Source organism: Nocardioides sp. 503 (genome assembly GCF_004522095.1).
Taxonomy (GTDB): domain Bacteria; phylum Actinomycetota; class Actinomycetes; order Propionibacteriales; family Nocardioidaceae; genus Nocardioides.
This window is the reverse complement of the sequence record NZ_SPUI01000003.1, coordinates 572497-595959: the sequence shown is the minus strand read 5'-3', so window position 1 is coordinate 595959 and position 23463 is coordinate 572497. Positions and strand designations below refer to the sequence as shown.

At 72.8% G+C, this 23463-nt stretch carries 21 protein-coding genes; 10 read left to right on the top strand and 11 right to left on the bottom strand.

Translation table 11 applies throughout. From position 1 onward, the window contains the following. Window positions 1-57 precede the first annotated feature (57 nt). The 8 genes from E4622_RS10170 to E4622_RS10135 all read left to right on the top strand — a co-directional run bounded on the left by E4622_RS10170 (window position 58) and on the right by E4622_RS10135 (window position 11670). Entirely contained in the window at window positions 58-3939 is a 3882-nt protein-coding gene (locus E4622_RS10170; protein ID WP_134740077.1) for a DNA-directed RNA polymerase subunit beta', read from the top strand. Window positions 3940-4211: 272 nt separating this feature from the next. Further along, window positions 4212-4841 (top strand): collagen-like protein, encoded by a 630-nt coding sequence (locus E4622_RS10165; protein ID WP_134740076.1) that lies wholly within the window; start codon window positions 4212-4214, stop codon window positions 4839-4841. Between the two features lie 37 nt (window positions 4842-4878). Next, complete coding sequence (locus E4622_RS10160; RefSeq protein ID WP_134740075.1) at window positions 4879-6117, top strand: geranylgeranyl reductase family protein; 1239 nt, start codon at window positions 4879-4881, stop codon at window positions 6115-6117. After that, window positions 6114-7004, top strand: a complete 891-nt coding sequence (locus E4622_RS10155; protein WP_134740074.1) for an NUDIX domain-containing protein — start codon at window positions 6114-6116, stop codon at window positions 7002-7004. Before E4622_RS10160 ends, E4622_RS10155 begins: the two co-directional genes overlap by 4 nt. 4 nt (window positions 7005-7008) lie before the next feature. Next, the gene (locus tag E4622_RS10150; RefSeq protein ID WP_134740073.1) at window positions 7009-8271 is read left to right on the top strand and encodes a hydroxyacid-oxoacid transhydrogenase; all 1263 of its coding nucleotides are present in this window, start codon (window positions 7009-7011) and stop codon (window positions 8269-8271) included. 147 nt (window positions 8272-8418) lie between these two features. After that, the gene (locus tag E4622_RS10145; protein ID WP_134740072.1) at window positions 8419-9624 is read left to right on the top strand and encodes an SAM-dependent methyltransferase; all 1206 of its coding nucleotides are present in this window, start codon (window positions 8419-8421) and stop codon (window positions 9622-9624) included. Next, the gene (locus E4622_RS10140; RefSeq protein ID WP_134740071.1) at window positions 9621-10616 is read left to right on the top strand and encodes a WD40 repeat domain-containing protein; all 996 of its coding nucleotides are present in this window, start codon (window positions 9621-9623) and stop codon (window positions 10614-10616) included. Before E4622_RS10145 ends, E4622_RS10140 begins: the two co-directional genes overlap by 4 nt. 49 nt (window positions 10617-10665) lie before the next feature. Then, complete coding sequence (locus tag E4622_RS10135) at window positions 10666-11670, top strand: DNA topoisomerase IB (protein WP_134740070.1); 1005 nt, start codon at window positions 10666-10668, stop codon at window positions 11668-11670. A gap of 92 nt (window positions 11671-11762) precedes the next feature. Here E4622_RS10135 and serC read toward each other — a convergent pair whose 3' ends face one another. Continuing rightward, a complete protein-coding gene (serC, locus tag E4622_RS10130) occupies window positions 11763-12887 on the bottom strand; it encodes a phosphoserine transaminase (protein ID WP_134740069.1) in 1125 nt (374 codons plus the stop codon). 101 nt (window positions 12888-12988) lie between these two features. Here serC and E4622_RS10125 point away from each other — a divergent pair, with 101 nt between their 5' ends. Continuing rightward, window positions 12989-13459 carry a GNAT family N-acetyltransferase gene (locus tag E4622_RS10125; protein ID WP_134740068.1) on the top strand — a complete coding sequence of 157 codons (471 nt, stop codon included), beginning with the start codon at window positions 12989-12991 and terminating at the stop codon, window positions 13457-13459. A gap of 10 nt (window positions 13460-13469) precedes the next feature. Continuing rightward, a complete protein-coding gene (locus E4622_RS10120) occupies window positions 13470-14054 on the top strand; it encodes a hypothetical protein (protein WP_209021865.1) in 585 nt (194 codons plus the stop codon). A 10-nt stretch (window positions 14055-14064) separates the two neighbouring features. On the opposite strand, the gene E4622_RS10115 is transcribed toward E4622_RS10120, so the two are convergent. From E4622_RS10115 to E4622_RS10075, 10 genes are all read right to left on the bottom strand, one after another. Next, window positions 14065-14973, bottom strand: a complete 909-nt coding sequence (locus tag E4622_RS10115) for an ROK family protein (protein WP_245155972.1) — start codon at window positions 14971-14973, stop codon at window positions 14065-14067. Continuing rightward, complete coding sequence (locus E4622_RS10110) at window positions 14970-16406, bottom strand: glycoside hydrolase family 3 N-terminal domain-containing protein (RefSeq protein WP_134740066.1); 1437 nt, start codon at window positions 16404-16406, stop codon at window positions 14970-14972. Before E4622_RS10110 ends, E4622_RS10115 begins: the two co-directional genes overlap by 4 nt. Then, window positions 16403-17242, bottom strand: coding sequence for a carbohydrate ABC transporter permease (locus tag E4622_RS10105; RefSeq protein ID WP_134740065.1), 840 nt, complete (start codon window positions 17240-17242; stop codon window positions 16403-16405). Before E4622_RS10105 ends, E4622_RS10110 begins: the two co-directional genes overlap by 4 nt. After that, window positions 17239-18216 carry a sugar ABC transporter permease gene (locus E4622_RS10100; protein ID WP_134740064.1) on the bottom strand — a complete coding sequence of 326 codons (978 nt, stop codon included), beginning with the start codon at window positions 18214-18216 and terminating at the stop codon, window positions 17239-17241. Before E4622_RS10100 ends, E4622_RS10105 begins: the two co-directional genes overlap by 4 nt. 70 nt (window positions 18217-18286) lie before the next feature. Further along, complete coding sequence (locus E4622_RS10095) at window positions 18287-19558, bottom strand: extracellular solute-binding protein (protein ID WP_134740063.1); 1272 nt, start codon at window positions 19556-19558, stop codon at window positions 18287-18289. 67 nt (window positions 19559-19625) lie between these two features. Continuing rightward, entirely contained in the window at window positions 19626-20756 is a 1131-nt protein-coding gene (locus E4622_RS10090; protein ID WP_134740062.1) for an ROK family transcriptional regulator, read from the bottom strand. A 105-nt stretch (window positions 20757-20861) separates the two neighbouring features. After that, complete coding sequence (locus E4622_RS10085) at window positions 20862-21221, bottom strand: Hpt domain-containing protein (RefSeq protein WP_134740061.1); 360 nt, start codon at window positions 21219-21221, stop codon at window positions 20862-20864. Beyond that, window positions 21218-21388, bottom strand: a complete 171-nt coding sequence (locus E4622_RS22755) for a hypothetical protein (protein ID WP_167736044.1) — start codon at window positions 21386-21388, stop codon at window positions 21218-21220. The genes E4622_RS10085 and E4622_RS22755 overlap by 4 nt, the downstream gene beginning before the upstream one ends. A gap of 58 nt (window positions 21389-21446) precedes the next feature. Then, complete coding sequence (locus tag E4622_RS10080; RefSeq protein WP_134740060.1) at window positions 21447-22073, bottom strand: TasA family protein; 627 nt, start codon at window positions 22071-22073, stop codon at window positions 21447-21449. Window positions 22074-22290: 217 nt separating this feature from the next. Further along, a complete protein-coding gene (locus tag E4622_RS10075) occupies window positions 22291-23394 on the bottom strand; it encodes a citrate synthase 2 (protein ID WP_134740059.1) in 1104 nt (367 codons plus the stop codon). Between the last annotated feature and the right edge of the window lie 69 nt (window positions 23395-23463).

Sequence of the window (23463 nt, the reverse complement as noted above, 5' to 3'; positions counted from 1 at the left end):
GGCCTCCGCCCCCCATTTCTTCTTTTCTCTTAAGTACTACGAAGGGTTGCAGCCATCGTGCTCGACGTGAACTTCTTCGACCAGCTCAAGATCGGCCTGGCCACCGCGGACGACATCCGTACGTGGAGCCACGGCGAGGTCAAGAAGCCGGAGACCATCAACTACCGCACGCTCAAGCCCGAGCGTGACGGCCTCTTCTGCGAGAAGATCTTCGGTCCCACCCGGGACTGGGAGTGCTACTGCGGCAAGTACAAGCGCGTGCGCTTCAAGGGCATCATCTGCGAGCGCTGCGGCGTCGAGGTGACCCGCTCCAAGGTGCGCCGTGAGCGCATGGGCCACATCGAGCTGGCCGCCCCCGTGACCCACATCTGGTACTTCAAGGGTGTCCCGTCGCGACTGGGCTACCTGCTCGACCTGGCGCCGAAGGACCTCGAGAAGGTCATCTACTTCGCCGCCTACATGATCACCGCCGTCGACGAGGACGCCCGCCACCGCGACCTGTCCTCCAACGAGGGCAAGGTCCAGCTCGAGCGCGAGCGCCTCGAGAAGCGTCGCGACAGCACGCTCGACGACCGCATGAAGAAGCTCGAGGAGGACATGGCGACCCTCGAGTCCGAGGGCGCCAAGGCCGACGCGCGCCGCAAGGTGCGCGACGGTGCCGAGCGCGAGATGAAGCAGGTCCGCGACCGCGCCCAGCGCGAGCTCGACCGCCTCGACGAGGTGTGGAACACCTTCAAGTCCCTCAAGGTCCAGGACCTGATGGGCGACGAGCTGCTCTACCGCGAGATGAAGAACTGGTTCGGCAAGTACTTCGAGGGCCACATGGGCGCCACCGCGATCCAGAAGCGCCTCGAGAGCTTCGACATCGAGGCCGAGGTGGAGTCGCTGCGCGACACCATCGCCAACGGCAAGGGCCAGAAGAAGGTCCGCGCCCTCAAGCGCCTCAAGGTCGTCGACGCCTTCCGCAAGACCGGCAACGAGCCGCGTGGCATGGTCCTGGACGCCGTCCCGGTCATCCCGCCGGACCTGCGCCCGATGGTCCAGCTCGACGGTGGCCGCTTCGCCACCTCCGACCTGAACGACCTCTACCGTCGCGTGATCAACCGCAACAACCGCCTCAAGCGGCTGCTGGACCTCGGCGCGCCCGAGATCATCGTCAACAACGAGAAGCGGATGCTCCAGGAGGCCGTCGACTCGCTATTCGACAACGGTCGCCGTGGTCGCCCCGTGACCGGACCGGGCAACCGCCCGCTCAAGTCGCTCTCCGACATGCTCAAGGGCAAGCAGGGTCGCTTCCGTCAGAACCTCCTCGGCAAGCGCGTGGACTACTCCGGCCGCTCGGTCATCGTCTCGGGCCCGCAGCTCAAGCTGCACCAGTGCGGTCTGCCCAAGCAGATGGCGCTGGAGCTCTTCAAGCCGTTCGTGATGAAGCGCCTCGTCGACCTGTCGCACGCGCAGAACATCAAGTCGGCCAAGCGCATGGTCGAGCGCGCCCGCCCGGTCGTGTGGGACGTCCTCGAAGAGGTCATCACCGAGCACCCGGTGCTGCTCAACCGTGCGCCCACCCTGCACCGCCTCGGCATCCAGGCCTTCGAGCCCCAGCTGATCGAGGGCAAGGCCATCCAGATCCACCCGCTCGTCTGCACGGCGTTCAACGCCGACTTCGACGGCGACCAGATGGCGGTGCACCTGCCGCTGTCGGCCGAGGCCCAGGCCGAGGCGCGGATCCTGATGCTCTCGACCAACAACATCCTCAAGCCGTCGGACGGCCGTCCGGTCACCATGCCCACCCAGGACATGATCATCGGCCTGTTCTTCCTGACGACCGACCGTGAGGACGAGCCGGGCGCCGGTCGCGCGTTCTCCTCGCCGGCCGAGGCGATCATGGCCTACGACAAGGGCGAGATCTCGGTCCAGAGCAAGGTCAAGATCCGCTTCAACGACATCGTGCCGCCGCTGGACCTCGAGCTCGGCTCGGAGTGGGAGGAGGGTCAGACCCTGACCCTCGACACCACCCTGGGACGCGCGCTGTTCAACGACACCCTGCCGGCCGACTACCCCTTCGTGAACTACGAGGTGGGCAAGAAGGCCCTGGGCGCGATCGTCAACGACCTGGCCGAGCGCTACACCAAGGTCGAGGTCGCCGCCTCGCTCGACGCCCTCAAGGACACCGGCTTCACCTGGGCGACCCGCTCGGGCGTCACGGTCTCCATCGACGACGTCACGACGCCGACGAACAAGATCGAGATCCTCTCGCGCTTCGAGGAGCAGGCCGCCAAGGTCCAGAAGCAGTTCGAGCGCGGTCTGGTCACCGACGACGAGCGTCGCCAGGAGCTCATCGAGATCTGGACGGAGGCCTCCAAGGAGGTCGGCGACGCCATGGAGGCGACGTTCGAGCGCTCCAACCCGATCTACATGATGGTCGACTCGGGCGCGTCCGGAAACATGAACCAGATCCGCCAGGTCGGCGCCATGCGTGGCCTCGTGGCCAACCCGAAGGGCGAGATCATCCCGCGCCCGATCAAGGCCAACTTCCGTGAGGGCCTGTCGGTGCTCGAGTACTTCATCTCGACCCACGGTGCCCGCAAGGGTCTGGCCGACACCGCGCTCCGCACGGCGGACTCGGGCTACCTGACGCGTCGTCTCGTCGACGTGTCGCAGGACGTCATCATCCGTGAGGACGACTGCGGCACCGAGCGTGGCCTGCCGAAGGTGATCGGCGTCAAGGGCTCCGACGGTGTGGTCCGCAAGGACGACAACGCCGAGACCGCGGCCTACGCCCGGTCCGCGTCCAGCGAGGTCACCCACCCCGAGACCGGCGACGTGCTGGTCGAGGCGGGCGGCGACCTCGGTGACGTCAAGATCGGCGAGCTCGTGGCCGCCGGCATCGAGACGGTCAAGGTCCGCTCCGTGCTGACCTGCGACGCCAAGACCGGCACGTGTGCCAAGTGCTACGGCCGCTCGCTGGCCACCGGCAAGCTCGTCGACATCGGCGAGGCGGTCGGCATCATCGCCGCCCAGTCGATCGGTGAGCCCGGCACGCAGCTGACCATGCGTACCTTCCACACCGGTGGTGTGGCCTCGGCCGACGACATCACGCAGGGTCTGCCCCGCGTGGTCGAGCTCTTCGAGGCCCGCTCGCCCAAGGGCCGGACCCCGATCTCGGAGTCCGCCGGTCGCGTGGAGATCGAGGACACCGACAAGGCCCGCAAGGTCCTGGTGACCCCCGACGACGGCTCCGAGGTGCAGGAGTACCCCGTCTCGAAGCGCTCGCGCCTCAACGTCGAGGACGGCGAGCACATCGAGGTCGGTCACCACCTGACGTCCGGTACGCCGGACCCGCAGGACGTGCTGCGCATCCTCGGCGTCCGCAAGGCGCAGGAGCACCTGGTGGACGAGGTCCAGGCGGTCTACCGCAGCCAGGGCGTGTCCATCCACGACAAGCACATCGAGATCATCGTGCGGCAGATGCTGCGCCGGGTCACGGTCATCGAGTCGGGGGAGACGAACCTGCTCCCCTCCGACCTGGTCGACCGGGTGCGCTTCGAGGAGGAGAACCGTCGGGTCGTCTCCGAGGGCGGCAAGCCGGCCTCGGGCCGTCCGGTCCTCATGGGCATCACGAAGGCCTCGCTGGCCACCGAGTCGTGGCTGTCGGCGGCCTCCTTCCAGGAGACCACCCGCGTCCTCACCGACGCGGCGATCCACGGTCGCTCCGACTCGCTCCGCGGCCTGAAGGAGAACGTGATCATCGGCAAGCTGATCCCGGCGGGCACCGGACTGGAGCGCTACCGCAACATCCGGGTGGAGCCCACCGAGGAGGCCCGCGCCGCGGCGTACTCCGTCACCGGCTACGACTCCTACGACTACGAGTTCGGCAACGCCGCCTCGGGTCAGGCCGTCGCCCTCGACGACTTCGACTTCGGGTCCTACCAGAATTAGCGGCCTCTCCCGCCGCTCGCGGCGGGAGAGACCTAGCCGCAAAGGTTGAGGAGTGTCGGCACGGACCGCGCGTCAGCGCGGGCCGTGCGACACGTCTCGAAACCGACCGGCGTCAGCAGTACGACCAGCCCCGCCACCAGTACGGTGGCGGGGCTTCGTCGTTCGCGAAGGTGGTGTCGAGACGGTTGCTGCGCAACCTCCTCAGCCATCGGGCCCGTGAATAGCCCAGAACACCCATGACGACGACGTCCGGGCGTGGCTAGCGTGCGGAGGTGAACACCTCCCTCTCGCGGCCCGCCCTGATCGTGCTCGCCGCCGCCGTGCTCGTCGCCGGCGCCTCGACCGTCGGCTACGCCGTCGCCTCCGGCGGCACGGTCAAGGCCTGCGTGACCGGGTCGTCGCTGGTCGTGGCGCCGAAGACCAACGGCCGGTGCGCGAAGGGGGCGAAGCTGAAGGCGATCTCGGTCCAGGGCCCCCGCGGCGCCGCAGGCCCCCGTGGGCCGGTCGGACCCGACGGACCCACCGGACCGCAGGGCCCGGGGAGCACCGACTTCGACGTCTACCTCACCGAGGGTCCCTACTCGATCGCGCAGACCGAGAAGTTCGGCGTCTACGCCAACTGCAACGTCTACGGCGCCACGTTCTACCTGCTCCAGAAGGACAACACGACCGACATGCGGGTGGCGGGGATGGTCGGCTACGGCACCACCGCGCCCAGCGTCTACCGCCAGGAGAGCAGCGAGCTGTCGCTGTTCCTGCCGTACGCCGCCGGCAGCTACCACCCCACGACGTACTTCGACGGGATCGTCACCGACCTGGCGTCCGGCACCAGCGTGCACCTGACCCTCAACGGCGCGAAGGACGGCGCCTACTGCCGCTACGACGGCCAGATCACGCCCTGATTCGGCGCCCTCACCGCCCGGCTGAGAGAATCGAGGGGTGACCACGCCCCCCACCCGGACCGACGTGCTGGTGGTGGGCGCCGGCCCCGCCGGCTCGGCCGCCGCGGCCTGGGCGGCGCGGGGCGGCGCGGACGTGGTCCTCGCCGACGCGGCGGTCTTCCCGCGCGACAAGACCTGCGGCGACGGGCTCACCCCGCGCGCCATCGGCGAGCTGCAGCGGCTCGGGCTGGAGGACTGGCTGCGGGCCCACACCGTCAACCGGGGCCTGCGCGCCCACGGCTTCGGCCAGACGCTGCTGCTGCCCTGGCCCGGCGGCACGCTGCCGGACTGGGGGAGCGCGGTCGCGCGCACCGAGCTCGACGACCACCTGCGCACCACCGCCATCAAGTCCGGCGCCAACGCGATCGACGGCGTCCGCGCGGTCGACGTACGGCGTGAGGGCGCGCGCGTCGCGGCAGTGGTCTTCCAGCGCGGCGAGGAGCGCTTCGAGATCGCCTGCCGGCGCCTGGTCGTCGCCGACGGCGTGCGCTCGCCCCTGGGCAAGATCCTGGGTCGCGAGTGGCACCGCGACACCGTCTACGGCGTGGCCGGGCGCGCGTACGTGAGCTCGACGATGTCCGACGACCCGTGGATCAGCTCGCACCTCGAGCTGCGCGGCGAGGACGGCGAGATCCTCTCCGGCTACGGCTGGATCTTCCCCCTCGGCACCGGTGAGGTGAACGTCGGCGTCGGCACGCTGGCCACCGCCAAGCGTCCGGCCAACATCGCGATCAAGCCGCTGATGTCCTTCTACGCCGACGAGCGCCGCGAGGAGTTCGGCCTGTCCGGCGAGCTGCGGCTGCCGACCTCGGCCCTGCTGCCGATGGGCGGCGCGGTCTCGCACGTCGCCGGGGCCAACTGGGCGCTGATCGGCGACGCCGCCGGCTGCGTCAACCCGCTCAACGGCGAGGGCATCGACTACGGCCTCGAGACCGGCCGCCTGCTGGCGGAGGTCATGACCGAGACCGACGACCTGGCGACGGTGTGGCCGGCGCTGCTGCGCGAGCACTACGGCGAGTCGTTCTCGATCGCGCGCCGGCTGGCCGGGCTCGTGACCGTGCCGCGACTGCTCCCCGCGCTCGGTCCCGCCGGGATGCGGTCGGACTGGCTGATGACCCTGGCGCTGCGCTGGATGGGCAACCTGGTCACCGACGAGGACCGCGACCGGGCGGCCCGCGTGTGGCGCTGGGCCGGGCGCCGCTCGCTGGCCCGCGACAGTCGGCCGCCCTTCACATGAGCCGCTCCGGCGACCAGGTGCAGCGGGTGGCGGCGTACGCCGTCATCCTGCGCGAGGGGCGCATCCTCCTCAGCCGGCTCTCCCCCCGGCTGTCGCGCGGCGAGATGTGGACCCTGCCCGGCGGTGGGATCGACCACGGGGAGGACCCGCGCGAGGCCGTCGTGCGCGAGGTCCACGAGGAGACGGGCCTGCCCGTCAGCATCGGCGACACGGCCCACACCTTCTCCCTGCACCTGCCCGACACCTGGCGCCACGGGCGTCGCGCGGACGCCCACAGCGTGCGCATCGTCTACGACGGGTGGGTGCCGGTGGACGCGCCCGAGCCGCACGTCGTCGAGGTCGACGGCTCGACGGTCGACGCCGCCTGGCACCCCGTGGCCGACGTGGTCGACGGGACCGTGCCCACCGTGTCGCTGGTCCGTGAGGCGCTGGCCGTGCACGAGCCCTTCCGGCTGCAGCGCGTCGCGGCCTACGCGCTGGTCGAGCGGGAGGGCGCGGTGCTGCTGACGCGGGTCTCGCCGCGGGGCTTCCACACCGGCCTCTGGTCGCTGCCCGGCGGTGGGATCGACCACGGCGAGCCGCCGCGCGAGGCGGTCGTCCGCGAGGTGCGCGAGGAGACGGGCCTGGCGGTCGAGGTGGGCGGGTTGGTCACCGTCGACGACGAGCGGGTCCGCGGGACGGCGCCGTCCGGCCGCGACGAGGAGCTGCACGCCATCGGGCTGGTCTTCGCCGCCGGCGTGGTGGGCGAGCCCGGCCCGCTGACCACCGAGGTCGACGGCACCACGGACGCCGTCGCGTGGGTGCCCCGCGCCGACGTCGAGAGCGGGGCGGTGCCGGTGGTGCCGCTGGTGCGCTCGGCGCTGCGCGCCGCTCCGGGGATACCTTGACGGTGTGACCGAGACCGTCTTCACCTACGCAGCCCCGGCCCTGAAGTTCGGCCGAGGGGCCTCGGGCGAGATCGGCCACGACCTCGCCGGCTTCGGCGCCCGGCGGGTCCTGCTCGTCACCGACGCCGGGGTCGCCGCGACGGGGCACCCCGCGCGGATCGCCGAGCAGGTCGCCGCGCAGGGCATCGACGTCACGACGTACGACGGCGCGCGGGTGGAGCCGACGGACGCGTCGCTGGGCGAGGCGATCGCGTTCGCGCGCGACGCGGGCCCCTTCGACGCGATCCTGGCCGTGGGCGGCGGCTCGGCGATCGACACCGCCAAGGCCGTCAACCTGCTGACGACCAACCCCGGCGAGCTCATGGACTACGTCAACGCCCCCGTCGGCAAGGCGCGCACCCCGGTCGCGCCGCTGCTGCCGCTGGTGGCGGTGCCCACCACGACCGGCACGGGCAGCGAGAGCACGACGATCTGCGTGCTCGACGTGCTGTCGCTGAAGGTAAAGACCGGGATCAGCCACCCGGCGCTGCGCCCGCGGCTCGCGGTGGTCGACCCCGCGCTCTCCGCGACCCAGCCGGCGATGGTGACGGCGGCTGCCGGGATGGACATCCTGTGCCACGCGCTGGAGAGCTACACCGCGCGGTGGTTCGGCGACTTCGACGCCAAGCGGCCCGAGCAGCGGGTGCCCTACTGCGGCGCCAACCCGATCGCCGACATGTGGTCCGAGCGCGCGCTCTCGCTGCTGTCCGGTGCCTTCCGCAGCGCCGTGCGCGACGGGGCGGACGAGGGCGCGCGGGAGCAGATGGCGATGGCCGCGACCTTCGCCGGGCTCGGCTTCGGCAACGCGGGCGTCCACGTCCCCCACGCCAACGCCTACCCGGTCGCCGGACGGGTGCGCTCCTTCCGGCCCGACGGCTACCCCGACGACGAGCCGATCGTCCCGCACGGCATGGCGGTGTCGCTGACCGCGCCCGCGGCCTTCCGGTTCACCTTCGACGCCGCCCCCGAGCGGCACCTGCACGCTGCGCGGCTGCTCGAGCCGGACGTCGCCGGCGACGGGCCGGACGTGCTGCCCGGCGTGCTGGCGCGGCTCATGCGCGACATCGCGATCCCCAACGGGCTGGCCGAGGTCGGCTACGGCGAGGCCGACGTCGACGACCTCGTGGCCGGGTCGATGCAGCAGCAGCGCCTGCTGGCGACCGCGCCCAAGCCGGTCACGCCCGAGGACCTCGCGGCCGTCTTCCGGGGGTCGATGGAGCACTGGTGAGGGTCCCCGTCGGGGACTCGACGATGCGTCCGGGCGAGCGGTCCGAACCTAGACTGGGGCGATGAACCCACGACACCGCCGGCTCGTGATCCCGGTCGCGCTCGTGGGTCTGCTGCTCCTCGTCGTCGTGATGGCGGTGGTGCGCGGATGAGCGAGCCGCTGCTGGTCGCGCTCGACCGCGTCCGCGCGTGGCTGCTCGACCCCGAGTCGCTCGTGCGGGCGGTGGCCTCGGGTCGCCACAAGGGCCAGGCGCCGCCGCGCTGGCGCCGCGTCGAGCTGCGCTACGTCGACCTCAAGGCCGGCCGGCACCTCCAGGTCGTGGCCTACGACGACACCCAGGCCCACACCAGCAACCACGCCGTCGACGCCGCGGCCTCGGCGGTGGACGAGCTGCTGCGCGAGCCGTTCGGCAACTGGCACGTCGAGACGATGACGCAGACCCACCAGGTGCGGGTCACCAAGAAGCTCGAGGCGATGGTGCACACCAGCGCCCGCTCCGCCGCACCCGAGGTCGACCGCGACCACGACCGCGGCAAGGACCGGCTGCTCCCCGAGAGCGACCCGGTGTTCCGCGCGCTGGGGCTCAGCGACGCCGAGGGCCGGATGAAGCCCAGCCGGCAGGCCAAGTACCGCCAGGTCGAGGAGTTCCTCCGGCTCCTCGACTCCTCGGTCACCGAAGCCGTCGCGAAGGGCCACCTGCGCCGCCCCACGGTCGAGGAGCCCCTGCGCATCGCCGACCTCGGCTGCGGCAACGCCTACCTCACCTTCGCGGCCGAGCGGTTCCTGACCGAGGTCCGCGGGCTGCCGGTGCACGTCACCGGGGTCGACGTGCGCGAGCAGTCGCGCGACCACAACAACGCGATCGCCGCCCAGCTCGGCGTCGCCGCGGAGTTCGTGGTGGGCTCGATCTCCGGCGTCGCCCTCGACCCGGCCCCCGAGGTGGTCCTCGCCCTGCACGCCTGCGACACCGCCACCGACGAGGCACTGGCCCGCGCCGTGGAGTGGCAGGCCAGCCTGGTCCTCGCCGCCCCGTGCTGCCACCACGACATCGCGGCCCAGCTGCGGACCACCGCGACCCCCACGCCGTACTCCATGCTCACGCGCCACGGGATCCTGCGCGAGCGCCTGGCCGACACCCTCACCGACGGGCTGCGGTCGACGCTGATGCGCACCCGGGGCTACCGGGTCGACGTCGTGCAGTTCGTCGAGAGCAAGCACACCCCGCGCAACACCCTGCTCCGGGCGGTGCGCACCGGAGCCGGTGACGCCGACCCGGGCGTGCGCGGCGAGTACGACGAGCTCGTCGCGACCTGGGGCATCAGCCCCCGCCTGGCCGCGCTGCTCGACGCGTGATGCTCGTCGTCGAGCGGCTGCTCGCCGGCGTGATGGTGGTGCCGTTCGTGCTCGGGATGACCTCCGGCGACGGCGCGCGCCGCGACGTGGCGTTCCGCTTCTCCGACCCGCAGATCGTGGAGTCCAGCGGCCTGGTCGCGACCGGTCCGCTGTTCGTCACCGTCAACGACTCCGGCGACACGGGCCGCACCTTCGTGGTCGACGGCGCGGGCGACACCGTCGGGGGCGCCACCTGGGGCGAGGCCACGGACGTGGAGGCCGTCGCCCCCTGGGGGGAGGACCGCGTGCTCGTCGGCGACATCGGGGACAACCGCGGCAACCGCGACTCGGTCCGGCTCCTGCGCGTGCCCGTCGAGCGGGAGACCCGCGAGGTCGAGCCGGAGGTCTTCGCGCTGCGCTACCCCGGCGGGCCGCGCGACGCCGAGGCGCTGCTCGTCCACCCGGTCACGCGGCAGGTGCTCGTCGCGTCGAAGGAGCTCCTGGGCGGCACGCTGTACGCCGCACCGCGCGAGCTGAGCGCGTCGCGCGACAACGTGCTCCGGCCGCTCGGCCCGGTGATCGGCTTCGTCACCGACGGCGCCTTCTTCCCCGACGGGCGACATCTGGTGCTGCGCGACTACGGCCGGGCGGTCGTCTACTCCTACCCCGCGCTCGAGCGGGTCGCGGAGGTCGAGCTGCCCGACCAGGAGCAGGGCGAGGGCATCGCCGTCGACGACGACGGCACCGTCTACGTCAGCACCGAGGGGCAGCGGAGCGCGGTGCTGCGCGTCGCGCTCCCGCGCGCGCTGCGCGACGTAGTCCTGCCTCCGGCGCCGGTGGCCTCTCCGACGCCGACACCCTCGCCGACGCCCTCGGCCGAGCCGACGACCCGCGAGGGCCAAGAGCTGCCGGAGAGCGTCTCGACGGACGCGCCGGTGTGGCCGTGGCTGCTCGCCGGGGTGCTCGGGGCGGGCGCGCTGGTCGTCCTGCTCCGCTCCCTGCGTCGTCGTTGAACCCTTGCGGGTGAGCAGGGCCCGGGGCCCTGCGACATAGGCTCGCGGGGTGCCACGACTCCGCCGCACGTCGCCCGACCAGCCGGGCTGGACCCGCCGCCGAGCCGGCAAGGGCTTCGTCTACCTCGACCAGGCCGGTGACCGGCTCCCGCCCGACGACGCGCAGCGCGTGCGCGACCTGGTGATCCCGCCGGCGTGGAAGGACGTGTGGGTCACGCCCCACGAGAACGGCCACCTGCAGGCGGTCGGCACCGACGACGCCGGGCGGCGTCAGTACCTCTACCACCCGGTCTGGCGCGCCAAGCGGGACGCGGAGAAGTTCGACCGGATGCAGGAGTTCGGGCGGGCGCTGGTCAAGGCCCGCGAGCTCGTCCTGACCGACCTCGGCCGCGAGGGCATGCCGCTGGAGCGGGCCTGCGCGGCGGCCGTGCGGCTGCTCGACCTCGGCTACTTCCGCATCGGCAACGACGTCTACGCCGACACCCACGGCAGCTTCGGGCTGACGACGCTGGAGCGCCGGCACGTGAAGAAGCACCAGGACCGGCTGGTGTTCACCTTCGTCGGCAAGTCCGGCGTCGACCACCGCATCGAGATCGACGACGTCACGGTCATCGAGGCGATCGAGATCATGCGCCGTCGCCGGGGCGGCGACCTGCGGCTGCTGGCGTACCGCAACGGACGGTCCTGGCGCTCGATCCTGCCGGACCTGGTCAACGAGTACGTCCGCGCCAGCACCGGCCTCGAGGCCACGGCCAAGGACTTCCGCACCTGGCACGCCACGGTCCTCGCCGCGGCCGCGCTGGCCGAGACCACCGAGCACGGCGAGACCCAGGCCTCGCGCAAGCGAGCGGTGGCCGGCGCGATGAAGGAGGTCTCGGAGTTCCTCGGCAACACCCCGACGCTGGCGCGCTCCTCCTACGTCGACCCGCGGGTGATCGAGGCCTACGAGGAGGGCAAGACCATCCGCGGCACCACGCGGCGCACCTACGACACCCCCGACGAGCGCCAGGCCGCCCTCGAGCGCGCCACCCTCAAGCTCCTCAAGCAGACCTGAGGGGCGTCGCCGTCGGGATAGTCCCTAACAAAATCGTGGTCCGCGACCACGAACAACCACGAATTCGTTAGGGACTATCCCGGCGGTGCGGCTCAGGCGGTGTGCTCGACGACGTGGTCGATGCAGGCGGTGAGGGCCTGGACATCGGAAGGGTCGACGGCGGGGTACATCGCGATGCGGAGCTGGTTGCGGCCGAGCTTGCGGTAGGGCTCGGTGTCGACGATGCCGTTGGCGCGCAGGGTCTTGGCGATCGCGGCGGCGTCGATGGCGTCGTCGAAGTCGATGGTGCCGATGACCAGCGAGCGGGAGGCCGGGTCCGCGACGTACGGCGTCGTGTAGGAGGTCTTCTCCGCCCAGCCGTAGAGGGCGTCGGAGGAGGCCGTCGTGCGCTCGACCATGCCGTCGAGACCGCCCTGGGCGTTCATCCAGTCGAGCTGCTCGGCCATGAGGAACAGCGTCGCGACCGACGGGGTGTTGTAGGTCTGGTTCTTGCCGGAGTTGTCGATGGCGGTCGGCAGGTCGAAGAACGCCGGGATGTGCCGGTCGGTGGCCGCGATCGCGGCGGCCCGCTCGAGCGCGGCCGGCGACATCAGGGCGACCCACAGGCCGCCGTCGGAGGCGAAGCACTTCTGCGGGGCGAAGTAGTAGGCGTCGACCTGGGTCAGGTCGACGGGCAGGCCGCCCGCGCCGGACGTCGCGTCGACGAGCACCAGCGAGCCCTCGTCGGTCCCCTCGGGGCGGACGACGGGCGCCATCACGGCGGTCGAGGTCTCGTTGTGGGCCCAGGCATAGACGTCCACGCCGGCCTCCGCCTCGGGGGTGGGGCGCGAGCCGGGCTCCGACTTCAGCACCGAGGGCGCGTCCAGCCACGGGGCGTCCGCGGCGGCCTTGGCGAACTTGGAGGAGAACTCCCCGAACGACAGGTGCTGGCTCTTCTGCTGGATCAGGCCGAACGTCGCGATGTCCCAGAACGCCGTCGCGCCGCCGTTGCCGAGCACGACCTCGTAGCCCTCGGGCAGCGCGAACAGCGCCGCCAGGCCCTCGCGCACGCGGCCGACGGTGTCGCGCACGGGCGCCTGGCGGTGGGAGGTGCCCATCAGCGAGGAGCCGGTCGCGGCCAGCGCGTCGAGGTGGCTGGTCTGGATCTTCGAGGGGCCGGCGCCGAAGCGGCCGTCGGCGGGCAGGAGGTCGGCGGGGATCTGAAGGGCGTCGCTCACGTGGCAACCTTCCGGGTGGGAGGGGTGGGTGCTGACGACGCTGTCAGGTACGGCCCTAGTGTGTCAGCACCGTTGCGCCCGCGATAAATCGGAGGTCCCCTGTGCTGTTCCAGCGCGTCGGCTACGGCCACCCCGACGCCGTCCGCCTGGTCGCCGACGTCCAGGCCGAGTACGTCGTGCGCTACGGCAGCCAGGACGACTCCCCGGTCGACCCGCTGGAGTTCGAGCCACCGCACGGCAGCTTCTTCGTCGGCTACGTCGACGGGGAGCCGGTCGCCACCGGCGCCTGGCGGCGCTCCACGGTGGAGGCGTTCGGCACCACCGTCACCTGCGAGATCAAGCGGATGTACGTCGTGGCGGCGGCACGCGGCCACGGCCACGCGCGCCGGATGCTGGCGCACCTGGAGGAGTCGGCCCGCGCGGCGGGGGCCGAGGCGCTGGTGCTGGAGACCGGCATGAAGCAGCCCGAGGCGATCGCGCTCTACGAGTCGTCGGGCTACGTCGCGATCCCCGGCTACGGCTACTACCGTGGCTCACCGCTGAGCCGCACGCTCGGCAAGCGACTCGTCTGAGGAGGCCCCGGTGCTGCTCCCGGTGAAGGTGGCCCACGGTGTGGCCGACGGGTCGATGGACCTGGCGTTCCGACGCTGGCGGCGCCAGGACGTGCAGCCGGGCCACACGTTCACCACGGTGCCCGGGATGGTGCGCGTGGAGGAGGTCGGCGTCGTCGACCCGGACACGATCAGCGACGAGGACGCCCGCCGCGCCGGGCACCCCGACGCCGACCGGCTGCGCGCCCGGCTGGCCCCCGACACCAGCCTGGCGACGTACCGCGTGCGGATGGTGTGGGCCGGCGAGGACCCCCGCATCGCGCTGCGCGAGGACGCCGACCTGAGCGAGGCCGACGTGACCGACCTGGACGCCCGCCTGACCCGGCTCGACCGCGCGAGCAGCCACGGGCCGTGGACCCGGCAGACCCTCGAGCTCATCGGCCGCAGGCCGCGCGTGCGGGCGCCGGACCTCGCCGCGGAGGTGGGCCGCGAGCGCGACCCCTTCAAGATCGACGTCCGCAAGCTCAAGCGGCTCGGGCTGACGCGCAGCTTCGACGTGGGCTACGAGCTGTCGCCGCGCGGCGTGGCCTACCTCGCGCGGACCACCCGCCCCTGACGCGTCCCGCTCACCCGAGCGCCAGGCGACGGTCGTCGCCGAGCAGCGCCGCGCCGACGGCCGCCACCGGCAGGTCGTCGGGCAGCACCCGCACCCGGTCGGCGAGCCCGAGGGAGGCGAGGAACGGCGAGGTCGACCCGCGCTCGTGCAGCTCCTCGGCCACGGCCGCGCGCAGGGACTCCCCGAGGTGCGAGACGCCGCCTCCGAGCACGACGGTGTCCACGTCGACGGTCAGGCCCAGCATGATCACGGCCTGCGCGACACCCCCGACGAAGGTACGGCGTGCGGTGACGGCGGCCGGGTCCCCGGCGGCGGCGGCCGCGAACAGGCTCTGGGCCGCGGGCCGGTCGGGCGAGGGCCAGGCCGCGGACAGGGCCGCACCCGAGGCCACCGTCTCCAGGCAGCCGCGCTGCCCGCACTGGCACCGGGCGCCGGCCGGGTCGACCGGCAGGTGGCCGATCTCGCCGGCGGCGCCCCGGGTGCCGCGACGCAGGCGCCCGTCGAGGAGCAGCCCGGCCGCGAGGCCGGTCCCGATGCTGAGGTAGGCGAGGTCGTCGGCGCCGGTCAGCGAGGCCGCCCCGAGCGTCGCGGCGTTGACGTCGTTCTCGAGCACGACGGGGTGGCCCAGGCGCTCGGCCAGCAGGCTCTCCAGCGGCAGGACCTCGCCGTCGAGCCCGAGGTTGACCGCGTGGGTCACCGAGCCGGTGCGCACGTCGACGAGCCCCGGCACCCCGACCCCGATGGGCCCGTGGGGCTCGCCGACCTGGCGGAGCCGGTGCACCACCCGCGCCGTCGTCTCGAGGACCCCGGCGGCGCCCAGCAGCGTGGGCTCGCGCACCTGCGCGAGCACCGCCCCGTCGGCGTCCAGGACGATGCCGAGGGTCTTGGTGGCACCGATGTCGAGTCCGAAGCTGGTCACGCGGACCATCCCTTCTCCGAGAGCAGCCGGGCGAGCGCCGCGTGGGTGGGGCGCGAGACGCCGTGGGTGCGGATCCTGGTGACGGGCACCGGGAGCGGGCCCGGCCACCCGAGCTCGACGACCACCACCGTCGTGGTGGCCGCCAGGTCCGCCACCAGCCGGGCCGTGGCCGGCTCGAGGTGGGCGTCGCGCACCTGCAGCACGAGCGGACGACCGCCCGCGGCGCGGGTCAGACGGGTGGCGGCACCGGCCTCGTCCGGGCGCACGGCCAGTGCTGTCGGCAGCCCCCACGACCCCGGCCCCACCGCGATGCTGGGGGCGGTGTCGACCCGCGCCAGCACCGCGCCTGCCAGGTCCGGCAGCGTGCCGTCGACCACGAGCGAGCGCGGCGCGGCGAGCGACTGCGCGTGCTCGTCCTCCTCGGCGTGCCCGGCCGGGCCTCGGTGGCCACGGCGGCGCAGGGAGGTGGCACGCGCAGCGGCGTCGGCGAGCCGCTCCTCGTCGATCCGCCCGCCTCGCACGGCCTCCACGATCGCGGACTGCACCGCCCGCACGAGCGCCGGGTCCTTGTCCGCGCCCAGGCACAGCAGGTCGGCGCCGGCCGCGAGCGCGAGGACGGCGGCCTCGGGCACGCCCGTGCGGCCCGACACGCCCACCATGTCGAGGGCGTCGGTGACGACGACGCCCTCGAAGCCCAGCCGCTCGCGGAGGTGCGCCAGCACGGGCGGGCTGGTCGTCGCCGGCCGATCCGGGTCCAGGGCGCGCACCACCAGGTGGGACGTCATCACCGCGGCGGCCCCGGCCTCCACGGCCGCGGCGAAGGGGACCAGCTCGCGCCGGGCCAGCAGGTCGAGGTCGGCCTCGAGGACCGGCAGCGCGAGGTGGCTGTCCACCGCGGTGTCCCCGTGCCCGGGGAAGTGCTTGACGCACGCCGCCGGGCCGGTCGACTGCAGCCCGCCGACCCACGCGGCGACGTGGGCGGCCACCGGCCCCGCGGCCGACCCGAAGCTGCGCACCCCGATGACCGGGTTGTCGGGGTTGCTGTTGACGTCGGCGACCGGGCCGAGGCACAGGTCGATCCCGAGGGCGGCCAGGTCGTGACCGACCGCGCGGCCGGCGGCCGCGGTCAGGTCCGGGTCGTCGACCACGCCGAGCGCGGCCGGGCCCAGCACCGGGCTGCCGGCCCCGACGTGCAGGCGGGTCACGGAGCCGCCCTCCTCGTCGGTCGCGACCACGGCCCCGTCGGCCGTCGCGTGGACGTCGGCCACCAGGCGCGCGACCGCGTCCGGGCCGTCGGCGGTGTTGCCGGCGAACAGGCAGATCCCGCCGAGGCCGTCGGCGAGCATCCGCCGTACGTCGTCGGCGAGGGTGGTGCCGGGGAACCCGGGGAGCTGGACCGCGAGCGCGAGCCGCTCGAGCCGGTCGCGGCTCATCCCTTCACCGCGCCGCTGGTCAGGCCGCCGACCATCCGCCCCTGCACGAGCAGGAAGAAGACGATCACCGGGATCGCGATCAGCGTCGACCCCGCCATGACCGCACCCCAGTCGGTGCCGCGGTTGACGTCGGTGAACGTGCTCAGCCACACGGGCAGCGTCTTGCTGTCCTCGCGCGTCATCACGACCAGGCCGACCGTGAACTCGTTCCACGCCTGGATGAAGCCGAACACCCCGGTGGCCACGAGGCCGGGCGCGAGCAGCGGGAAGGTGATGCGGAAGAAGGCGCCGGTGCGCGTGCAGCCGTCGACCATCGCCGCCTCCTCCAGGTCGACCGGCAGCCCGGCGACGAAGCCGCGCAGGGTCCAGATGGTGAAGGGGAGCACCGCGGCGACGTAGAGCACGGTCAGGCCGATGACGGTGTTGGTCAGGTCGGCCGCCTCGAGCATCTTGTACTGGGAGATGAACAGGCCCTCGGTCGGGATCATCTGCACGAGCAGGAGCACGACCACGAAGCTCTTGCGGCCGCGGAAGCGGAAGCGCGAGACCGCCAGCGCCGCCAGGAAGGCGAAGAGCAGCGCGACGACCACGGTCAGCACCGTCACCGACAGGCTGACGCGCAGGGCGTCGGTGAAGCCGCCCCCGTCGGTGAAGAGCCGGCGGTAGTTGTCCAGGCTGCCGCCGAAGGGGTGCCACGTCGGCTCGGGGGCGCGGATCTCGGCGCGCGTCTGGAACGACGTCGACACCATCCAGTAGACCGGGAACGCGAAGACCAGCAGGATCGCCAGGCCGACCAGGTTGGCGGCCGTCCGGGCGGTGGGGGACACGCGGCTCATGACTCCTCCTCGCGCAGCATGCGGACGACGTAGGGCGAGGTCAGCACGACGGTCAGCGCCAGCATGAAGACCGCCACCGCCGCGGCGGTGCCGAAGCGGCCCTCGCCGATGCCGGAGCGGTAGATGTAGGTGCCCAGCAGGTTGGTGTCGCGCGTGACGCCGCCCGCCTGCTGGAGGACGTAGATCTGGGTGAAGACGCGCAGGTCCCAGATGACCTGGAGCAGCCCGACGACGAGCAGCACCGGGCGGATGACCGGGACGATGATGTGCCGCAGCCGGGCCCGGGGTCCGGCGCCGTCGACAGCCGCCGCCTCGAGCAGCTCCTCGGGGACCTGGGTCAGGCCGGCGTAGACGGTGAAGGCCACGAACGGCACGCTCATCCACACCACGACGACGGCCGCGACCATGAAGAACGACATCGGCTCGAGCAGCCACGAGTGACCGGCGAAGTCGCCGCCGAGCCGCGTCAGCACCCAGTTGACGACGCCGTACTGGCTGTCGAAGAGCCACTGCCACACCGTGAGCACCGCCAGCACGGGCATCGCCCACGCCAGCAGCAGGGAGGTCTGCACCAGGAGCCGCACCGGCCGCGACATCAGCCGCAGCAGCAGGGCCACGCCGACCCCGAGCGCCATCGTCACCGCGGCGCACACGAAGCAGAACAGCACCGAGCGCAGGACCAGGCTCCACAGGTAGCCGTCACCGGCGAGCCGTCGGTAGTTGTCCAGCCCCACCCACGTGGCGGGCTGTCCGAACTGCTGGGCCAGGCCGTAGTCCTGGAAGGACAGGAGGAGCTGGCGCCCCAGCGGGTAGCCCAGGCCGACGCAGAGGGCGACGAGGGCCGGGAGGACCAGGACGTAGGGCAGCGGTGCGCGGCGGGTACGTCGCCGGCCGGGTCGGGCCACGGGTGTCCCTCCCCTCGCGGGCTCGGACGGAGCGTCGACGGCGGCGGCCGTCACGGTCGTGCTGGTCATTCTCGACCCTTCTGGGCGCGACCGGACCGGGGCGGCGTCACCGCCGCCCCGGTCGGTCAGGACGGTGGCCTCAGCTGGAGCCGAGCTGCTCGGTGATCGCCTCGTCGGCCTTGCCCGCGAGCTCGGCGACGTCGCCGCCCTTGGCGATGGCGACGAAGAGGTCCTCGAGGATGCGCGCACCCTCCACGCCGGCCCAGCCGGCGGCCGGGGGAGTGAGCCGGGCGTTGCTGGCCGCCTCGATGGTGGCGGCCGCGAACTCGTCGTCGCCCAGGAGCGGGGCGAGCGACTGCTTGGCCGGCGTGAGACCGTTCTCGGCCAGGATCGTCTGGTAGTCCTCGCTCAGCATCAGCGCCACGGCGTCCTTGGCGAGGTCCTGGTGGGGGGACTTCACCGCCACGGCGATGTTGGAGCCGCCGAGCAGCACCGGGGCCGGCTCGCCCTCGGCGCCGGGGAGGGCGAAGACCCCGACCTTGTCCATCATCTCGGGGCACCCGGTCTTGGGGTCCTCGAGCAGGCCCTTGATCCAGCTGGGCGTGGACATCATGCCCACCTCGCCGTTGCAGAACGGCACCTGCGGGTCGGTCTCGTTGCCGTCCTTGGCGGCGCCCGAGGCCTCGGTCATCAGCCGCTGCACGACCTCGAGGCCCTCCTGCGACTCGGGCGTGGACAGGGCTCCCTGCCACTGGCCGCCGTCCTCCACCGCGAGGTCGCCACCGGAGGCCCAGACGAAGCTGACCGCGTTGCGCCAGTCCTGCCCGGGGAACCAGAAGCCCGAGAAGCTCGCAGGCTTGGGGTTGTCCTTCTTGAGCGCGACCGCGGCGTCCACGAACTCCTCCATGGTCGTCGGCACCTCGAGGCCCGCCTTCTCGAGCAGGTCCTTGCGGTAGAAGATGTACTTGCCGCCCGCGTAGTAGGGCACGGCGTAGGTCTTGTCGTCGACGGTCCCGGCCTCGACGAACCCCTGGAGCAGGTCGTCGCCGCCGAGGTCGCCCAGCTCGCCGGTCAGGTCGGAGAAGGCGCCGGCGGTGGTGAACGTCGCGCTCTGGGTGTTGCCGACCTCGACCACGTCGGGCGTCTCGTCCCCGCTCGACAGCGCGGTGGTCAGGCGCTCGACGAGGCCCTCCCACTGCTGCTCCTCGATGGTGAGGGTGGAGCCGTCGTGCTGCTCCTCGAAGGTCTTCTTCAGCCAGTCGCGGGCCGCCTGCGGGGTGTCGGCGCCGTTGAGCCACACGCGGATGTCGGCCTTGTCCGGACCGCCGCCTGCGCTGTTCTCGTCATCGCTTCCGCCACAGGCGGACAGGGCCAGGACGGCCGACAGGGCCAGGCCCAGGGTTGTCTTCATGCGCACCGGATGGTTCCTTTCATCTGCCGTCGGCTGTGGTCAGCAACGGGGCTGGTGGGGAGGCGGGTCACGAGACGCCCAGCTCGCCGGCGAGGACGAGCACGGCCGCCCCCGCCAGGACGACGTCGTCGCCGAGGGTCGAGGTGCGGACCACCAGCTCGTCGCCGATCACCGGCATCGTGCGCCGCCGGATGGTGCTCTCGACCGCGTCGCGCAGCGGTCCGTCCAGGAGCTCGACCGGTCCGCTGAGGACCAGCTCGTGCAGGTTGAGGGTGCCCACCACCGGGGCGAGCGCGGCGCCCAGGCGCCGGCCGGTGTCGGCGAGCACGCGGGTGCGCGACGTGGACGCCGCGAGGCGGCGGCGCAGGTGGGGTACGGCGAGCAGCGTCTCCAGGCAGCCCGTGCGGCCGCAGGCGCACGGCTCGCCGCGCGGGTCGACGACGACGTGGCCGATCTCGCCGGCCGCCGCCCGGTGCCCGTGCAGCAGGGTGCCCTCGAGGATCAGCCCGGCGCCGACGCCGTTGCCGACCCGCAGCACCATGAGCCCGCCGCCCTGGGCGTGGCCGAAGGTGTGCTCGCCGAGCGCGGCGGTGTTGGCGTCGTTGGCGACGAAGACCGGCAGGGCCGTGTGCTCGCGCAGGCCCTCGGCGAGGGCGGTCCCGTGCCAGCCGAGGTTGGGCGCGTCGAGCACCGTGCCGAGGGCGTCCACCACGCCGGGGGAGCCCACGCCGATGCCCAGGACGGGCCGCGACGTCATCGCGACCAGCTCGTCGGCCAGCTCGTGCACGAGTGCGGTGGCCGCCGCGCCCTTGCGTCCCGCCAGCGGCCGCTCGCAGCGGGCCACGACGTGGCCGGCCAGGTTGAGGACCGCGCCGGTGAGCCGGTCGTCGGCGGAGAGGTCGAGGCTGACGATGTGGGTGGACTCCGCGGCCACTCCCACGAGCGTCGGGGGCTTGCCCACACGGCTCTCGGCCGGAGCGCCCAGCTCCTCGACGAGGCCGTCGGCGACCATCGTGCCGACCAGCTCGGAGACCGTGACCCGGGTCAGCCCGGTGGTGCGCGCGAGGTCGGCCCGGCTGGCCGGGCCGTCCCGGAAGAGGCGCTGCAGGAGCAGGGCCCGGTGGTGGCGCCGGGTGTCCTCCTGCAGCAGCTTGCCGCTGGGGCGCAGCGGCCGGCCGAGGGGTGAGAGCTGGGTCACGTTTGTTAGTTCAGCGGACTAACAAACCTCTGTCAAGAGGATCGACCCCACGGATCCAGTGGTCTGGACCCGTCGAGGAGGACCGCTCGAACGGTCGCCGGGGCCTCAGGCGGCGAGGGCGAGCTCGGCGAGGTAGGTCGAGAGGGCGAGCTCGGTGCGGTGCGCGGCGGCGTCCATCGTGCCGGCGCGGACGACGGCGCCGGTGAGGTCGCCGGTGCGCAGGTGGGACTCGAGGTGGCGGGCGATCTCGACCAGCTCGAGCGCCCCGACGTAGGCCGAGGCGACGCGCAGCGACAAGGCGGCGTCGAGCGCCGCCTCGAGGTCGCCCTCGGCGAGGGCGGCCAGGACCCGGCGGATCCGCTGGGGCAGGAGCAGGCGGTACTTCTCGGCGAAGGTGACCATGAACGGGTGGCTGGCCACGTCGTGGGCCAGGCGCTCCAGGCAGGTGCGGTCCAGGGCGCTCATGCGTCGACCTGCTCGAGGTCCTGCGCGGCGGCCTGCTGCGGCGTGCCGCCGGTCGTGCCGGGCGCGACGGCGGGGCGGGTGGAGGCGCGCCGTACGGGGGCGGGAGCAGGAGCCACGCGGTGGCGTCCGACCATGCCGGTGTGTGGGGCGGCGGTGGTGGCACTCATGGCGTGGCTCCTGTCCCTGGTCTGTGGTGGCGGTGGTGAGGGTGCGGGTGGTCAGGGGCTACTTGGCCTGCGCGGCGCGCTGGGTGGCGTCGAAGGTGAAGGCGACCGTGTTGGACAGGCCCTGGAAGGTGTTGTCCGCGGCGGGGGGCAGCGTGAGGGTGACGCGCAGGTTGGCGGCCGCGGCGCCGGAGTTGAGGGCGGTGGTGGCCGCGGCGAGGTCGAGGTTGGTGCCGACCACGGGGCGCGAGGCCACGACGTTGGTCACGGTGCCGCCGGTGCCGCAGACGAGGTCGTTGCTGCCCGAGGCCTTGGTCCAGGCGATCGAGCACTGGTCCACGGCGAGCTGCAGGCCGTCGGTCTGCTCGGTGGTGAGCTTGTTGGCCGTGCCGCCGGCGGTGGTGAGCTTGACCGAGCCGAAGGCCTCGGTGTCGCTGGAGCGGGTCAGGACCACGGCGCGCTGCACGGTGTCTCCGGGGACCAGGTTGGTCGCGGCGACGGTGGTGCCGAGGGTGGCGTGCTGGGTCAGGCCCAGGACGACCTTGCCGGTGCCCACGGCCTCGCTGGCCGAGGTGGTGGAGGTGAAGGCACCGAAGGTGCCCAGGCCGGCCACGGAGGCGGCGCCGGCGACGAGGACGACGGAGGCGAGGATCTTGGTGGAGCTGGCGGTGAGGGCCGACTTCTTCATGGTGACGTTTCCTTCTGGTCTGAGGTGGCCCTGGGTGGCCGGTGCTTGATGACCAGAACTCTGCCGCCCTCAGATCAAGCCCCTCGGGGGCAAAGCCCGCAGGTTGGCTCAAGCAACCCTCAAGACGCCGAAAGCCCCCACCCCTCGCGCGTGCGCGAGCAGTGGGGGCGCGACCGTGAGCGGCTCGGGCGAGCCGCTCGGCCTCAGCCGGGTCGGCTCAGCCGGCCCACTCCGACTTCCAGCCGTCGACCTCGTCGGCCGAGCGGGCGCTCGGGCCGGTGTAGATCGCGGACGGGCGGATCAGGCGGCCCGTGCGCTTCTGCTCGAGGATGTGCGCCGACCAGCCGCCGGTGCGCGCACACGTGAACATCGAGGTGAACATGTGCGGCGGCACCTCGGCGAAGTCGAGCACGATCGCGGCCCAGAACTCCACGTTGGTCTCGAGCACGCGGTCGGGGCGGCGCTCCTTGAGCTCGGCGAGCGCGGCCTTCTCGAGCGCCTCGGCGACCTCGTAGCGCGGCGCGTCCAGCTCCTTGGCCGTACGACGCAGCACGCGCGCACGCGGGTCCTCCGCGCGGTAGACGCGGTGACCGAAGCCCATCAGCCGCTCGCCGCGGTCGAGCAGGCCCTTGACGTAGCCCGTGGCGTCGCCGGACTCCTCGACGTCGGAGATCATGCCGAGCACCCGCGAGGGCGCCCCGCCGTGCAGCGGGCCGCTCATGGCGCCGATCGCGCCGGAGAAGGCGGCGGCGACGTCGGCGCCGGTCGAGGTGATGACGCGGGCGGTGAAGGTCGAGGCGTTCATGCCGTGCTCGGCGGCCGAGGACCAGTAGGCGTCGATGGCCTGCACGTGGGCCGGGTCGGCCTCGCCCTTCCAGCGGATCAGGAACTTCTCGGCGAGCGTGCCGCCCGCGTCGACGAGGCGCTGCGGGACCACGGGCTGCTGCAGCCCGCGCGCCGACTGGGCGGCGTAGGAGAGCACCATGACGGCGACGCGGCTGAGGTCCTCGCGGGCCTGCTCGTCGGAGATGTCGTAGGTCTGGCCGAAGCCGAACGCCGGCGCCAGCATCGCGACGGCCGCCTGCACGTCCACGCGGACGTCGCCGGTGTGGACCGGGAGGTTGTAGGGCTCGGCCGGCGGCAGGCCGGGGGTGTAGGAGCCGTCGATCAGCAGGCCCCAGACGTTCTCGAAGGGCACGCGGCCGACGAGGTCCTCGATGTCGACGCCGCGGTAGCGCAGCGCGGAGCCCTCCTTGTCGGGCTCGGCGATCTCGCTCTCGAAGGCGACGACGCCCTCCAGCCCGTGGTGTACCTCGGTCATGACGTGCCCCTTCGTCCGGCGCCCGGGTGTGTGGGCGCGCCGCAGGCATTGTGCACCACGCCCTACCGT

Coding starts and splice junctions, on each gene's coding strand:
- E4622_RS10105 (WP_134740065.1), bottom strand. CDS start 17,242: ATGAGCCGCGTGTCCCCCACCGCCCGGACGGCCGCCAACCTGGTCGGC.
- E4622_RS10100 (WP_134740064.1), bottom strand. CDS start 18,216: ATGACCAGCACGACCGTGACGGCCGCCGCCGTCGACGCTCCGTCCGAG.
- E4622_RS22755 (WP_167736044.1), bottom strand. CDS start 21,388: ATGAGTGCCACCACCGCCGCCCCACACACCGGCATGGTCGGACGCCAC.
- E4622_RS10110 (WP_134740066.1), bottom strand. CDS start 16,406: ATGAGCCGCGACCGGCTCGAGCGGCTCGCGCTCGCGGTCCAGCTCCCC.
- E4622_RS10075 (WP_134740059.1), bottom strand. CDS start 23,394: ATGACCGAGGTACACCACGGGCTGGAGGGCGTCGTCGCCTTCGAGAGC.
- E4622_RS10085 (WP_134740061.1), bottom strand. CDS start 21,221: ATGAGCGCCCTGGACCGCACCTGCCTGGAGCGCCTGGCCCACGACGTG.
- E4622_RS10145 (WP_134740072.1), top strand. CDS start 8,419: ATGAGCGAGCCGCTGCTGGTCGCGCTCGACCGCGTCCGCGCGTGGCTG.
- E4622_RS10155 (WP_134740074.1), top strand. CDS start 6,114: ATGAGCCGCTCCGGCGACCAGGTGCAGCGGGTGGCGGCGTACGCCGTC.
- E4622_RS10080 (WP_134740060.1), bottom strand. CDS start 22,073: ATGAAGAAGTCGGCCCTCACCGCCAGCTCCACCAAGATCCTCGCCTCC.
- E4622_RS10095 (WP_134740063.1), bottom strand. CDS start 19,558: ATGAAGACAACCCTGGGCCTGGCCCTGTCGGCCGTCCTGGCCCTGTCC.